General features: G+C 69.9%; 12 protein-coding genes. 8 read left to right on the top strand and 4 right to left on the bottom strand.

Annotated elements, in window-relative coordinates; all coding sequences use genetic code 11:
* Nucleotides 1-10 precede the first annotated feature (10 nt).
* Nucleotides 11-745 carry a metal-dependent hydrolase gene (locus AC0VYP_RS08885; RefSeq protein ID WP_285760427.1) on the top strand — a complete coding sequence of 245 codons (735 nt, stop codon included), beginning with the start codon at nucleotides 11-13 and terminating at the stop codon, nucleotides 743-745.
* A gap of 24 nt (nucleotides 746-769) precedes the next feature.
* Here the strand turns inward: AC0VYP_RS08885 and hemQ are convergent, their stop codons facing one another.
* Both hemQ and hemG read right to left on the bottom strand, forming a co-directional pair.
* A complete protein-coding gene (hemQ, locus tag AC0VYP_RS08880; protein ID WP_285760594.1) occupies nucleotides 770-1,411 on the bottom strand; it encodes a hydrogen peroxide-dependent heme synthase in 642 nt (213 codons plus the stop codon).
* Nucleotides 1,412-1,479: 68 nt separating this feature from the next.
* Nucleotides 1,480-2,928: a protoporphyrinogen oxidase gene (gene hemG, locus AC0VYP_RS08875; protein WP_285760428.1), complete on the bottom strand. Its 1,449-nt coding sequence runs from the start codon at nucleotides 2,926-2,928 to the stop codon at nucleotides 1,480-1,482.
* 126 nt (nucleotides 2,929-3,054) lie between these two features.
* Here hemG and AC0VYP_RS08870 point away from each other — a divergent pair, with 126 nt between their 5' ends.
* On the top strand, nucleotides 3,055-4,086 hold the full coding sequence (locus tag AC0VYP_RS08870) for a DUF4349 domain-containing protein (RefSeq protein WP_475473437.1): 1,032 nt from the start codon (nucleotides 3,055-3,057) through the stop codon (nucleotides 4,084-4,086).
* 124 nt (nucleotides 4,087-4,210) lie between these two features.
* Here AC0VYP_RS08870 and hemE read toward each other — a convergent pair whose 3' ends face one another.
* A complete protein-coding gene (hemE, locus tag AC0VYP_RS08865; protein WP_285760595.1) occupies nucleotides 4,211-5,179 on the bottom strand; it encodes a uroporphyrinogen decarboxylase in 969 nt (322 codons plus the stop codon).
* Between the two features lie 321 nt (nucleotides 5,180-5,500).
* Between hemE and AC0VYP_RS08860 the strand changes: the two genes are divergently transcribed.
* The 4 genes from AC0VYP_RS08860 to AC0VYP_RS08845 all read left to right on the top strand — a co-directional run bounded on the left by AC0VYP_RS08860 (nucleotide 5,501) and on the right by AC0VYP_RS08845 (nucleotide 9,362).
* On the top strand, nucleotides 5,501-6,085 hold the full coding sequence (locus tag AC0VYP_RS08860; protein ID WP_285760431.1) for a DUF3000 domain-containing protein: 585 nt from the start codon (nucleotides 5,501-5,503) through the stop codon (nucleotides 6,083-6,085).
* 93 nt (nucleotides 6,086-6,178) lie between these two features.
* A complete protein-coding gene (locus AC0VYP_RS08855) occupies nucleotides 6,179-7,447 on the top strand; it encodes a ribonuclease D (protein WP_285760432.1) in 1,269 nt (422 codons plus the stop codon).
* Nucleotides 7,448-7,695: 248 nt separating this feature from the next.
* Nucleotides 7,696-8,622, top strand: a complete 927-nt coding sequence (locus AC0VYP_RS08850) for a tetratricopeptide repeat protein (RefSeq protein ID WP_475473436.1) — start codon at nucleotides 7,696-7,698, stop codon at nucleotides 8,620-8,622.
* A 179-nt stretch (nucleotides 8,623-8,801) separates the two neighbouring features.
* Nucleotides 8,802-9,362, top strand: a complete 561-nt coding sequence (locus AC0VYP_RS08845) for a tetratricopeptide repeat protein (protein WP_285760434.1) — start codon at nucleotides 8,802-8,804, stop codon at nucleotides 9,360-9,362.
* On the opposite strand, the gene AC0VYP_RS08840 is transcribed toward AC0VYP_RS08845, so the two are convergent.
* Nucleotides 9,314-11,092 carry an ABC transporter ATP-binding protein gene (locus tag AC0VYP_RS08840; RefSeq protein WP_475473434.1) on the bottom strand — a complete coding sequence of 593 codons (1,779 nt, stop codon included), beginning with the start codon at nucleotides 11,090-11,092 and terminating at the stop codon, nucleotides 9,314-9,316. The genes AC0VYP_RS08845 and AC0VYP_RS08840 overlap by 49 nt on opposite strands.
* A 253-nt stretch (nucleotides 11,093-11,345) precedes the next feature.
* Between AC0VYP_RS08840 and AC0VYP_RS08835 the strand changes: the two genes are divergently transcribed.
* Nucleotides 11,346-12,551, top strand: coding sequence for a thiolase family protein (locus tag AC0VYP_RS08835; RefSeq protein ID WP_475473432.1), 1,206 nt, complete (start codon nucleotides 11,346-11,348; stop codon nucleotides 12,549-12,551).
* Nucleotides 12,548-14,641 (top strand): 3-hydroxyacyl-CoA dehydrogenase NAD-binding domain-containing protein, encoded by a 2,094-nt coding sequence (locus tag AC0VYP_RS08830; RefSeq protein WP_475473431.1) that lies wholly within the window; start codon nucleotides 12,548-12,550, stop codon nucleotides 14,639-14,641. Before AC0VYP_RS08835 ends, AC0VYP_RS08830 begins: the two co-directional genes overlap by 4 nt.
* Nucleotides 14,642-14,710: the final 69 nt, after the last annotated feature.

Below are 14,710 nucleotides of genomic sequence, written 5' to 3'. Positions count from 1 at the left end.
GGAGCCCCCCATGATGGGTCCTTCCCATGCCGCGACCGGGCTGGCGGCCGGCACAGCGGTCACCATGACGATGGCCGCTGCCGGTGTGTCCTTGTCGCTGCCCGACATCATCGCCGCAATCCTGGTCTGCGCCGGAGCCGCGCTCCTGCCCGACCTGGACCACCCCGACGCCACCGCGACCCGCTCCCAGGGCCCGGTGTCCGAAGCGGCTTCGGCGGTTGCCCGGGCCGCGAGCACGGCCGTGTGGCGGGCCACCCGTACGCACTACGATCGCGGCGGACACGACCGTGACGGCGCACACCGGCACCTCACCCACACCGTGCTCGCGGCGGTGGTGGCGGGCCTTCTCGTGGCCGGTGCGGGCCAGTGGCTGCCGCTGCTGACCGTGCTGTTGTGGTTCCTGCTCAGCCTGGCCGTGCGCGGTCTGTGGGGGTGCGTCAGGGCGCGTCGGGCGAACTGGGGGGCGGTGAGCCTGCTGGCCGGAGCAGCGACATGGCTGCTCATCGATGCAGGGGTGTCCCCTTCCCTGATGGGGCTCACGGTCGCCGTCGGGATGATCACGCACTCCCTGGGCGACGCCCTCACCAAGGCGGGCGCACCCCTGCTGTGGCCCGTGCGGATGCGCGGCCAGCGGTGGCGGATGCTCGGCCCGGCTCACAGGATCACCGTGGGAGGCGCTCCCGAGGCGGCCATCCGATGGGGAAGCCTGGTCGCCGCGCCGCTGTTGGTCGTGCTGGCCGCTTGAGGCTCCGCTTCGCGCGGGCTCCGGTTAGGGCAGGGCCGCGACCAGTTCCGCCGGGGTCTTTCGCTTGCCCGTGTAGAAGGGGACCTCGATACGGGTGTGGCGACGGGCCTCGGCCGCACGCAGGGTGCGCATCAGGTCCACGATGCGGTGCAGTTCAGCGGCCTCGAAGGCCAGCATCCACTCGTAGTCGCTGAGCGCGAAGGTCGAGACCGTGTTGGCGCGCACGTCGGGGTAGGGCGCGGCCATGCGTCCGTGCTCGGCGAGCATGGCGCGGCGCTCGTCGTCGGGCAGCAGGTACCACTCGTAGGAACGCACGAAAGGGTAGACGCAGATGTAGTCGTGCGGGTCCTCCCCCGCCAGGAACGCCGGGACGTGACCGCGGTTGAACTCGGCGGGGCGGTGCAGTGCCATAACCGACCACACCGGCTCGGAGTTGCGGCCGACCGCGGTACGACGAAAGGCCGAGTAGACGTCCTGGAGCTGGTCGGGGGTGTCCGCGATCCACCAGAACATGATGTCGGCGTCGGCGCGGAACCCCTGGACGTCGTAACCGCCCCGGGTGGTCACGCCCTGCTCCTCGGCGTCCTTGAGGAAATGGGCCAGTTCGTCGCCGACGGCGGCGCGGTCGAGGTCGCCGAGGCTGTCAACCTTGAACACCGACCACATGGTGTAGCGGATGAGACGGTTGAGCTCCTCCGCCTCGGGGGTGACGGTGTGGTTGTGCTGCCCGGTGCTCACGTGTGACTCCTTCGTCGGATGATCTGTTGTGTCGATCGGCTGATCAAGGTCGCCGCGTCATCGGCGCTGCCGATACAGGCGGGGACGCCCACTCCGTCGTAGGCCGCTCCGCAGACGGCAAGGCCCTCGTGTTCGGCCAGCGCCGAGCGGACCCGCGCGATCCGATCGGCGTGCCCGACAGCGTATTGCGGGAGTCCGCCGCCCCAGCGGGTGACCCTGCGGTCAACGGGAAGCTCGCGGATGCCGCAGATATCGGCGAGGTCGGCCATGGCGAGCGCGGCCAGTTCCTCGTCCGAGCGCTGGAGCAGCGCCTCCTCCCCCACCCTGCCGATGGAGCAGCGCAGCATCACCATCGGGGTGTCGGGATGGGCGGCATCGAGTGCGTCGGCCAGCCACGGCCATTTGAGGCTGCTGAAGGTTGCGGCCTTGACGGCACGCCCTTCCACGGCAGGGACCAGGAATCCGCTTCCGACCGGACCGGAGGGGAACGCCGAGGCCCGGTAGGCCAGTGTGATCACGGCCATGCTGGCGTAGTCGATGGCTGCGAGCTCGGTGGCGGCGAGGGGGACCTCTGCGCTCAGCAGCCGCGCGGCGGCCGGTGCGGGGCAGGCCAGCACCACTGCGTCGGCGTCGAGGGTGCGGGGCTGGGTCGCGCACCCCACGGTGAGTCGCCAGCCCTGCTCGGTGCGCTTGAGCTCGCGCACCGTCGCCGAGGTCTCCACCCGCACACCGGGGCGCGCGGCCAGGGCATCGATCAGGGTGCCCAGGCCGCCGCGCAGCGTGGCGAAGACCGGCGTGGGCTTCCCCTCGGGCGCGGCGTCGGCCGCGCGTTGCTTGGCGGTGCGGACCGCGGTCATCAGCGAACGCTCTTTGCGGGCCAAAGGGGCGATCTGGGGCAGGGTGGAATCAAGCGACAGCCGGTCGGCGCGTCCCGCGTAGACGCCGCCCAAGAGCGGCTCGACCAACCGCTCCACGACCTCGTGGCCCATGCGGATACCGATGTAGGCGGCCACCGGGACGTCGTCGCGGACCAGCGTGGCCGGCCACACCAGGTCCCGGGCGGCGCGCAGGGCGCCCGCCGGTGAAAGCACGCCGCTGCGGACCAGGGACAACAGGTCGCCGGGCACTCCCATCATGTGGTTGGCGGGGAAATCGCGCAGCGCGCCCCGGCTGTACAGGCCGGCCGTCAGGGTCCCCGGGTAGGCGAGGCGGCCGTCGAGGCCGAGGGTGCCGATGAGGGCGATCCCCTCCGGGCGACGGGCCAGGACCGACTCAGCCCCCGCGTCCACCGGCACCCCGGCAACGGGCGAGACGTCGATCTTGCCGCCCAACCGGGGAGAGCCCTCCAACACCGTGACCGCGTGGCCGTCCACGCTGAGCCGATGCGCCGCAGCCAGCCCGGACACCCCGCCGCCGACCACAACAACGTGCGGTTTCGTCTCCATGCAGCCCAGCTTTGCAGATATCGGCGCCGGTCCGCGTTCGCCCCCGCCGGTTCTGGGGCGGACAACGTGACCGATACGTTACGCCTCGGGAGAAACGCCTCTGGTGCGGGTGGAGTCGAAACCGGTATGAACGCCATTGTGCGCAGGCGTGCGCAGCGACGCCGGCTGGTCCTCCCCTTCGTCCCCATTGTGTTCGCCCTTCTCCTGGCCGGGTGCGGCGGCGCCGGCGAGCAGAGCAGCTCGGGGGCTGCTGACATGGGCGGCGCGGCCGCCCCCCACGAGGCGGCGCCCGAGGCCGCCCGCACCGACGCGGACGGCTCCGGGGCGGGTACGGCCGCCGGAGCCGACGTGAACGTCTCCGAACGCGCTGTGATCCATTCCGCATCGCTGAGTGTGCGGGTGGACGATCTCGACGCGGCGGGGGCCGAGGCCAAGAAGTGGGTGCGCTCGACCGGGGGCTATATCGCCGCCGAGTACGCGAGCAGCCCCGATGCGGCCGCGCCCACCGCGGAGTTCACCTTCAAGGTGCCGGTGGACCGCTACGAGGAAGGACTGGAGGAGCTGGCCGGCCTGGGCCGCCAACTCGACCTGGACCGCCAGGCCCAGGACGTCACCGAGGAGGTCGCCGATGTCAACAGCCGGGTCGCCTCTGCCGAAGCGTCCCTGGAGCGACTGCTGGCACTCCTGGACGACGCGGAGACCGTCGAGGAGGTTCTGAAGATCGAGGCGCAGGTCAGCACACGCCAGGCCGATCTCGAGTCGCTGCTGGCACGTCAGGAGTCGCTGGCCGATCTCACGTCCTTCAGCACCGTGCAGCTGAATCTCAGCCTGCCGTCCTCGGCTGCCCCCGAGGCCGACCGCGACTCGCCCGGTTTCGTGGGCGGGCTGTCCGTCGGGTGGCGGGGGCTGCTGTCCACGGTGGACTTCCTGTCGGTGACAGTGGGCCTGCTGCTCCCGTTCCTCGTCGTGATCGCGCTGTTCGCGGTTCCGGCCCTGTGGGTGCTCCGTCGCACCCGCGGTGGCCTTCGCCGAACTCGCCCGGCCCCCGGAAACGCGCCGCCGAGCGGTGCGGCCCCGCAGCCGGCCGCGGAGCCCGGATCGTCGCAGGGCCATGCGTCCGCCGAAAGCCCCGACGGCACGGACACGGAGAAGTCCTAGCCGGTCCGCTGCGAGCCCCGCGCGTCGTGACGGGGGCTCGCAGCGGCCATCGGCGCCACGGGGCGGCCTGCCCTGCGCGGCAGGCCCTTCGACGGGTTCGGGCGCGGCGGGCTGGCGTCCCGGGTCAGCGCGCGGTCTTCTCGTGCACGTAGTCCACAAGCCGCTCCAGAACTGCCGGGTCGGTGGTCGGGAGGACACCGTGGCCCAGATTGAAGACGTGGCCGTCGGCTGCCTTCGCGCTGGACAGGACGGCGTCGGTGCGCTCTGCGACGACGCTCCAGGGCGCGAAGAGAGTGGCGGGGTCGAGGTTGCCCTGAAGAGCGGTGCCCGGCTGGACCCGCTGCACGGCCTTGTCCAGGGGAACCCGCCAGTCCACGCCCACCACGTCGGGGCCCGCCTCGCTGAGCAGGCTGAGCAGTTCCCCTGTTCCCACACCGAAGTGGATCCGGGGTACGTCCAGCTCGCCCAGCTGCTCGAAGATCCAGGAGGTGTAGGGCAGCACACTGGCGCGGTAGTCCTCGGCGCTGAGCGCACCCACCCAGGAGTCGAACAACTGGACGGCGCTGGCGCCCGCAGCGATCTGGACCCGCAGGAAGTCCAGCGCGATGGCCGACAGGCGCTGCATCAGCTCGGCCCACACGTCGGGCTCCCCGTACATGAGGGCCTTGGTGTGCTCGTGGTTCTTGGAGGGGCCACCCTCGATCAGGTAGGAGGCCAGGGTGAAGGGGCCTCCGGCGAAGCCGATCAGGGGACGGTCGCCCAGCTCGCCGGTGAGCGCGCCGACCGCGGCGGTCACGTAAGGGACGTCGTCGGGTTCGAGTGCGCGGAGGCGGTTGACCGCGGCGAGGTCGCGGATGGGCTCGGCGACGACCGGCCCGACGCCCGGCTTGATGTCGAGGTCGATACCGATGGCCTTGAGCGGAACGACGATGTCGCTGAAGAAGATGGCTGCGTCCACGCCGTAGCGGCGGACGGGCTGCATGGTGATCTCGACGATCATGTCGGGTCGAGCGCACGCGTCGAGCATCGCCACGCCTTCGCGGAGCTTGCGGTACTCGGGCAGCGAACGCCCGGCCTGGCGCATGAACCACACCGGGGTGTGGGAGACGGGCAGCCGCTTGCAGGCGCGGAGGAAAGGAGAGTCTTGGAGCGTCACCCCTCGATCGTGCCATGTGCGCGGGACCGTTGGGGCGCGGTCGGGGCTTCGGCGGGTACCCGGCGGTGGGGCGCCGCACATCCCAAGATCATCACAAAACGCCGACACGCCGGAAAAGCTCCACTGGCAAGGGCGTGACTCGTGCCACCGTCTTAAGCGTGCCCTTCCGGGACCCGGTGAAAAACGCATTCGCGGAGAATCGGCGTCCAGCGGCACCACGTGGCTGACTTTCACAAGATTAAGGCTGACGCTTCCACCATGCCCCCTCGCAGTAGGGCCGATGACGCTCCACCTGTCTTCAAGCGGGCGGTCGCGAGCCTGCGCGCACAGGTGGTGCGGCACGAAATCGCGCTGGAGAACATTCCCGCACCGCAACGACTGGCAGCGCACTCGGTGGCGATGTCGGCGAGCGTGCACGCCGGTGGTGAGGAGGACGCGGCCTTTGGGCGGCTGATCGTCCTGTACGACCCCGAGGGTGTGCGCGACTGGCCCGGCCCGTTCAGGGTCGTGGCCTATGTGAGCGCGGAGCTGGAGCCGGACATGTCGGCCGATCCCTTGCTGGGGCAGGTCGCGTGGACCTGGTTGACCGATGCCCTGCGCACGAAGTCCGCCGGGCACCACACGCTGAGCGGCACCGTGACCCGGGCGACCACCGAGGGGTTCGGCCGCAAGGCCGACCAGCCGACGACGACCGAACTGGAGATGCGCGCCTCGTGGACGCCCACCGAGGAGGACGACCTCTCCGGGCACATGGCCGCGTGGCTGGATCTGCTGTCCACGGCTGCCGGCCTGCCGCCGGTGGATGTCGCCGACATCTCTCGACGAAGCCGCCAGGAGTCCTGAAATACCGCCCACCAGTAGATCGAGGCGTTCTTTGCCGTCTTTAGCCCCGGTGCCGGGCACCAGGGTGGGAGCGAAACCACATACCTTAGTTATGTGGCGAACGTGCTGAACTCAAAGACAGGCGACCCTGACCCCAGTGCCTCGAACGGGCAGGAGGCCGAAGAGGCTCCCTTGCTGAGCGAACCCAGCGAGGGGCTGCCGCCTGTCGTCTCCGACGCCGAAGGTCTGGCCGGCGTGGTCGCGGCATTCGCCAAAGGGACCGGGCCGGTCGCGGTGGACGCCGAACGCGCCTCGGGTTACCGCTACGGCCAGCGCGCCTACCTGGTCCAGCTGCGCCGTATGGGGTCGGGGTCCGCACTGATCGACCCCATCGCCTGCCCCGACCTCGCACCGCTGAGCGAGGCTCTCTCCGGTGCGGAGATGGTCCTGCACGCCGCGCACCAGGACCTGCCGTGCCTGACCGAGGTGAACCTGCGCCCGGACGTCCTGTTCGACACCGAGCTCGCCGGTCGGCTGCTGGGCTACCAGCGGGTCGGTCTGGGAGCGATGGTGGAGCGCGTCCTGGGACTGCGGCTGGCCAAGGAGCACTCCGCCGTGGACTGGTCGATCCGGCCGCTTCCCGAGGACTGGCTGCGATACGCGGCACTGGACGTGGAGATCCTGGTCGAGTTGCGCAACGCGATGGAGGCCGAGCTCGCCGAGGCCGGCAAGCTCGAATGGGCGCGCGAGGAGTTCGCGGCGTCACTGGCGGCACCGCCCAAGGAACCCCGTCCCGATCCATGGCGGCGCACGTCGGGCATCCACAAGGTACGCAACCAGCGGGCTCTGGGAATCGTCCGGGAGCTGTGGCTGGAGCGCGACCGAATCGCCCAGGAACGCGACATCTCCCCCGGCCGGGTCCTCCAGGATGCGGCCATGGTGGAGGCCGCGCTGGCGATGCCACGGACCTCGGCGGAGCTGGTGGAGATCAAGGCGTTCAGTATCCGGCTCGCCCGGCGCTATGTGCCGGTGTGGGTGAAGGCGATCAACCGGGCCCGCGACATGCGCACCGTGGAGCTTCCGCAGCCCAGCGCCCCCGGGGACGGCCCGCCGCCCACAAACCGGTGGGCCGATCGCGATCCCGCGGCTGCCCGCCGGCTGGAGGCAGCGCGCTCGGCGGTAAGCGGTATCGCCGAACGGGTGCGGATGCCGACGGAGAACCTGCTTCAGCCGGACGCGGTCCGACGCCTGGCCTGGGCCCCTCCGCGCCCGGTGAACGCCGAGACCGTCAAAACGCGTCTGCGCGAGCACAACGCCCGGGAATGGCAGATCGAGCTGACCAGCGAGGGGCTGGCGTCAGCACTGCGCGAGGCCGCCTCCTAGACTCCGTGGTAACGGTCGAACCCCCAGCTGAAACGGCATGGGGGTTCGACCGGCGCGCTGGGCTGCGCGTACCGTAGATCACTTCGCGAAGCGGTCTTTTCCCTCTTGCATAGCCGCCGCAAAAAACCGACACTTGACGCGAGCGCGGCTAAACCTTTTCTTCAGAGAAGGTGATGCGTCTCACTCTGGCCACTCCCACCCACTCGGTACCTCATGCCGCTTTGGGTCGTTTATGTTATGGAATCGTGTTGACCTTGACGCGAAACGGCGACGTCCGCCTGGCGCTGAGCCGGCGCACGGTGGATGCTCTGACGGCCGCCTGGCAATCCGTGCTTCGAACGATCGGTTTCTCCGCGCCGGAGCCGACGACCTTCGGCGACAGCACCGGGGTGACCCCTGCGGAACGAGCAGCTCGCCTGGAGCTGGCCCTGGATTCGGCTGTGCAGACCCTGGGCACGCACCATCCACGTACCATCGCCGCCCGCAACAACCTGGCCAGCAAGTACGCCGAGATCGGTCGCCGTACGGCCGCCATCGCCCAGTTCGAGCAGGCGGTGGAGGACGCTCTGGCAACGCTGGGCGAGGAGCACCCCGAAACAGAGGTCATCCGGGAGAACCTGGCCCTGTGCTATGAGGACGCCGCACGTCCGAGCGAGGCGGCAGGACAGTGGGAGAGCCTGGTCCAACAGCGCAACGAGCGCATGGGGCCGCACGCCGCCGAGACGGTGTCGGCCCGGGCGAGTCTGGCTTCGGCCTACCGCAAGAGCGGTCTCTACGACGCGGCCATCGCCCACTTCGAGCTCGCCATCGGCGATTCCCGCGGGGTGGCCTCCGACGAACTGGAGGGTATGCGGATCGGTTTGGCGTTGGCGCTGAAGGCGATCGGGCGGCTGGAAGAGACCTGTGGACAGTTCCGGATGGTGCTGGCCCAGCGCCGCCGACGCCTGGGTGCCCGGCACCACTTGACGCTGAGCGTGCACCACCAACTGGGGCGGGCCTACGTGGCGGCGGGCCGCGAGCCGGAGGCGCTGCGCACCTTGCGCCAGACCTACCGCGACTGCCTCGCTGCGGCCGGCGACCACGAGGTCCGGCTGCTCACCATGCGGGTACGCCGCGACCTCGCAGGGGTCTACCGCACGGCGGGCCTGCACCGCGAGGCCGCCGCACTGTTCTAGCGACGTCGGGGGGAGCCGCCCCTGCTCCCCCCGACGGTTTCGCCGCGTCCACCGCGGATCGAGCAGCACGGTCGTCAACAAAGCGGTCCGGAACCCCCGGAAAACGGCGATCACGTTATTTCTTCGAGTTTTGTGGAACGTTACGCGTCAGTCGGACAGGTGACGCGGAACGGAGTGCCGTGAAACTCGCACTGTTGTTGACGAGAAGTGGACAGATCGCCATCGGGCTGGCCCTGGGGTGGGTCCTCTGGGAATCGGGGCGTCCGTTCCTGGGGGTCGCACTGGCCCTGGCGGTGGCCGTGATCATCCCCGGGGTGACCTGGTGGCTGTTCGAACGACGGCCCCCGCCCCCCAGCGGAGCAGCCCTGGCCAAGGAGATCTCCCGGGACGAACTGCTCCTGGGGCATCACGAGGAACTTCTGGGGCAGGCCCACCCCGAGACACTGACCAGCCGTAACAACCTGGCTTTCGACTACGTCCTGGCCGGGCGGCTCTCCGAAGCGATCAGGCACTACGAGGTCGCGCTGACCTTCGCCATCCACGTCCAGGGCCCGCACCATCCCGAGACCCTGACCGTACGGCGCAACCTCGCCGACGCCTACCGGCGGGCGGATCGTCCCCTGGCGGCGGCCTGCCTGGATACGGGCCCCCGCACCGACCTGCGCGGGGGCCCGGAAAGGGAGGGGCCTCCTCAGGAGTCCGACGTGGCCAGGAGCTGCGAGGTCGCGAGGTCGCGGTAGAGGGCGTCAGCGGCGATCAGCTCCTCGTGCGTGCCGGTGGCCCGCACCGCTCCGGCTTCCAGTACGACGATCCGGTCGGCGCGGGTCACCGTCAACAGTCGGTGGGCCACCACCATGACACTGGTCTCGCGCGCCGCCTCCAGCATCACCTGGCGCAGCGCCTCCTCGTTGCCCGCGTCCAACTGCGAGGTGGCCTCGTCCATGAGCAGCAGGCGCGGGCGGCGCAGCAGCGCCCGTGCGATGGCAACGCGCTGGCGTTCTCCCCCCGACAGCGTTGTCCCGCGGTGCCCGATCCTGCTGTCGAGCCCTTCCGGGAGGCGCTGGACCAGCTCGGAGAGGCGGGCCAGGCGCACCACCCGCTCCACCTCGGCATCGTCCGCAGCGGGGGCGGCCAGCACCAGGTTCTCGCGCAGGGTTCCGTTTAGGACCGGGGCGTCCTGTTCGACGTAGCCGATCGCGGCACGCAGGTCGGCCAGCGGCCACTCCCCGACGTCCTTGCCGTCCAGGAGCACGGTTCCGGCCACCGGATCGTAGAAGCGCTCCAGCAGGGAGAAGACCGTGGTCTTGCCCGCCCCGGAGGGACCGACCAGGGCGGTCAACCCGGCGGCGCTGTCGAAGGTGACGCCGTGGTGGATCATCGGCAGGTCGGGGGCGTACCGGAAGGCGACGTTGACGAAGGAGACGGTGGCGGGCCGGGCCCCGGCGGTCGGCGCGGGGACACCGGTGCTCTCCGGCTCCATGTCGAGACGACCGACCTCGTCGATGCGGTGGATGGCGGCAAGGCCGCTCTGGATCTGCGTGGCGGCGCTGATCAGCGACGTGATCGGGCCCATCAGGTAGAACAGCAGCAGCAGGAAGGCGATCAACGCGGAGATCTCCAGGTCCCCGGCCGCTACCCGCGCGCCGCCGATCCCCAGGACGGTCAGAAAGGCGATGTTGACGGAGAGCATGGACAGCGTTCCGGAGAAGGCGGTCCAGCCGGCGACCGTCACCCCTTTCTCCCAGGCGCGCTGGGCAGCGGCTTCGACCTTTGCCCCTTCGGCGTGTTCGGCGCCGCTGGCCTTGACGGTGCGGAAGGCACCGAAGAGCCGTTCGAGCAGTGCTCCCATCTCTCCCACCGCGACCTGGCCGGCGATGGTGGCCTTGTTGATCCTGGGCAGCACGAACGCCATGACGAGGCCGACCAGGACGAGTACCCCGAAGGTGACGCCGAAGAGGGTGAGGTCCATGACGGCCATGAGCCCGACGCCGCCGAGCAGGAGGAGCCCACTGGTGAAGGCGTTGACGACGCTTCCGGTGGCGACCGAGCGCAGCAGGGTGCTGTCACTGGTGACACGCGAGATCAGGTCACCGGGTTTGAGGCGGTCCACTTCGGCGACCCGCAGCCGCAGAAGCCGCACGGCCAGTCCGCGGCGCGCGTCCAGGACGACGCTCTGGGCGACGCGTTCGAGGACGAACGCCCCGATGGCCCCGAGGGCGGCGCCGACCAGGATGAGCCCGCCGAGGACGAGCAAGGGGCGGGTGAGCGAGGTCCCTGCACCCAGAGCGTCGATGACCGTCTTGGCCACCAGCGGCTGGGCGAGCTCGGTGAGTCCGCCGAGGAAGGTCAGTGTTGCGCCGACGACGAGGATCCGCCAGTGCGGTCGGGCATAGTCCCACAACCGGCGCATCGAGGCTTTCGGGGCCTCTTGGAGGTCGGGGCCGGGTCTCTCGTGGTCCGTGGGTGGCATGGGCTCCTCGTCTCGATGGGGATGTCCGACCCGGAAAAGCGGTCAACAAAAGTTGACACAGGCAATCATGGATCGTCAATTTTGATTGACGGATGCTCGACAGAAGCGAACCATTCCCCCCATCTTCACCATCTCGCCTGACATTCCAGCGACGGCTTCAAAACCCCCACCCCCAATGCTCGCGCCACTAGTTACCGGCGAGTAGCATATGGACATCACGTCCACCCACCCGCTTGAGAAGAGAGGGGCAATCGTGCCGCGAACTGCCCGCGATGTCGTTTTTGTGAACGGGGTGCGCACTCCGTTCGGCAAGGCCGGCAAGGGCCTCTACGCCGAGACCCGTGCCGACGACCTGATCGTCCGGGTCATCCGGGAACTGCTGCGCCGCAATCCGGGGCTGCCCCCGGAGCGCGTCAACGAGGTCGCCATTGCCGCCACCACCCAGATCGGCGACCAGGGCCTCACCATCGGCCGCAGTGCCGCCCTCCTGGCCGGATTGCCGCGCAGCGTCCCCGGCTACGCCATCGACCGGATGTGCGCCGGCGCGATGACCGCGGTGACCACCAGCGGCGCCGGGATCTCCTTCGGTGCCTATGACGTCGTCATCGCCGGCGGCGTCGAGCACATGGGCCGCCACCCCATGGGCGAAGGCGTTGACCCCAACCCCCGGTTCCTCTCCGAGAAACTGGTGGACGTATCCGCCCTGGTCATGGGCAACACCGCCGAAAACCTCCACGACCGCTTCCCCGGCATCACCAAGGAGCGCGCCGACGCCTACGCGGTGCGCAGCCAGGAGAAGGTCGCCAAGGCTTACGCCGACGGCAAGATCCAGCGCGACCTGGTGGAGATGCTGGTCCGTTCGGCCGAACAGGGGTACGGCCTGGCCACCGCGGACGAGCCGCCGCGCCCGGGGACGACCATGGAGGGTCTGGCCTCGCTCAAGACCCCGTTCCGCTCACACGGCAACGTGACACCGGGCAACGCCGCGGGGCTCAACGACGGCGCGACCGGGGCGATCCTGGCCGCCGAGGACGTCGCCGCGGAACTGGGCCTGAGCGGACGCATGCGCCTGGTGGACTTCTCCTTCGCCGGCGTCGAGCCCGAGGTCATGGGGGTCGGCCCCGTCCCGGCGACCGAGCGGCTGCTGGAACGCAACGGCCTGGGCATCGACGACATCGGCCTGATCGAGATCAACGAGGCGTTCGCGGTCCAGGTGCTGGCGTTCCTGGAGCACTTCGGTATCGCCGACGACGACTCCCGCGTCAACCCGTGGGGGGGCGCGATCGCCCTGGGCCACCCGCTGGCCTCCTCCGGCGTACGGCTGATGACGCAGCTCTCGCGCCTCTTCGGCGAGCGTACCGACGTCCGCTACGGCCTGACCACGATGTGCGTGGGGCTGGGTATGGGCGGCACCGTGCTGTGGGAGAACACCAACTGGGACGGGAAGGACACCAAGTGAGCGGTCCCCTCGAGGAAGCACAGGACCTGTTCGGCGACGAGGTCGTCACACGCGCGCTCTCCCGCGACGTCGAACTCCCCTACGGTGCCGGCACTGCCGTACTGATCACCCTGGACAACGGGCACGACCACACCAAGCCCAACACGTTCGGCCCCGGCGGTCTCCTGAGCCTGGGTGCGGCGATCGACGCCGCCGCGGCGCGCACCGACGTCGTCGCGGTGGCCCTGACCGGAAAGCCGTTCATCTTCGCGGTGGGCGCCGACCTCAACGGCGTGCCCAGGATCCGGACCCGCGAACAGGCCCACGCCATCGGCAGGCTCGGCCACGACGTCTTCCGCAAACTCGGCGAGATCTCGGTGCCGACCTTCGCGTTCGTCAACGGCGCGGCCATGGGCGGCGGCCTGGAGGTCGCACTGCACTGCCGCTACCGCACCGTCTCCTCGGGCGTACCGGCGATCGCGCTGCCCGAGACCTTCCTCGGCTTGGTTCCCGGCTGGGGCGGCACCTACCTGCTTCCCAACCTGATCGGCGCCGAGCAGGCCCTCAAACTGATCATCGACAACCCGCTCGCCCAGAACCGGACGATCAAGGGCCCGAAGGCGTTCGACATGGGCATCGCCGACGCGATGTTCGAGCCCGCCGACTTCGTCGAGGAATCTCTGCGCTGGGCGGCACGCGTGGTCAACGGCGACGTCACCGTCGAGCGCGCCGGCGTGGACAAGGGCGAGGCCTGGGACCAGGCGGTGGCCAACACCGGCTGGGTCGTGGAGGGCAAGCTGCACGGTGCGGCCCCCGCTCCGGTGCGCGCGCTGGACCTGGTGGCCAAGGCCAAGGACCGCACCCGTGACGAGGGCTTCGCCGCCGAGGACGAGGCCCTGGCCGACCTGATCATGAGTGACGAGCTCACGGCCGGCCTGTACGCCTTCGACCTCGTCCAGAAGAGGGCCCGCCGCCCCGCCGGTGCGCCGGACAAGTCGCTGGCACGCAAGGTCACCAAGGTCGGCGTGGTGGGCGCCGGTCTGATGGCCGGTCAGTTCGCGCTGCTGTTCGCGCGCCGACTCGGGGTGCCCGTGGTCATGACCGACCTGGACCAGGAACGTCTGGACCGGGGCGTGGGCTACGTGCACGGCGAGGTCAACACGCTCCTGGCCAAGGGCCGGGTCTCCACGGACAAGGCCAACCGGCTCAAGAGCCTGGTCACCGGTTCGCTGTCCTACGAGGCGTTCTCCGACGCGGACTTCGTGATCGAGGCGGTCTTCGAGGAGATGGCGGTCAAGAAGACCGTCTTCGCCAAGGTCGAGGAGCACGTGTCGGCCGAGGCCGTTCTGGCGACCAACACCTCCTCGCTGTCGCTGTCGGAGATGGGCGCAGACCTCAAGCACCCCGAGCGCCTGGTCGGCTTCCACTTCTTCAATCCCGTGGCGGTGATGCCGCTGCTGGAGGTCATCCGCGGCGACGCCACCGACGAGGCCACACTGGCCACGGCGTTCGTGACCGCAAAGGGCCTGAAGAAGTCGGCGGTGCTGGTCAAGGACGCTCCCGCGTTCGTGGTCAACCGACTGCTGACGGTCTTCATGGGCGAGGTCATGGCGGCGATCGAGGAGGGCACCGAGCCCGAGGTCGCCGACCGCGCGGTGGCACCGCTCGGACTGCCGATGTCGCCGCTGCTGCTGCTCCAGCTGGTCGGGCCGGCGGTGGGCCTGCACGTGGCCCAGACCCTGCAGGCCGCCTTCCCCGACCGGTTCGCGGTCTCGGCCCAGTTCGAGGAACTGGTGGCCACGGGCAAGAAGAACATCTTCGCCCCGGACTTCACCATCGACCCGGAGGTGCGTGCGCTGCTCACCGGTGGTGACCGCCCCTCCGGCGAGGCCGAGATCCTCGAACGCGTCCTGGTGGCGCTGACCCGGGAGATCAGGCTGATGCTGGACGAAGGCGTGGTGGCCGAGCCCGCCGACATCGACCTGTGCCTGATCACGGGTGGGGGCTGGCCCTTCCACCTGGGTGGGATCACGCCCTACCTGGACCGCTCCGGAATCTCGGAGAAGGTCAACGGGCGCCTGTTCCACCCCGACGGCCTGAAGGCGGTCTAGGAGCCGCACGCTGCTCGGCAACGAGCCGCTCCCCAGGAGTCAGAACTGATTTCTCAGTCCACCTTCCGG

The sequence above is a fragment of the Nocardiopsis sp. iso_186 genome, assembly GCF_056173365.1.
The sequence above is the reverse complement of the archived record's forward strand: the minus strand, read 5'-3'. Positions and strand labels throughout refer to the sequence as shown.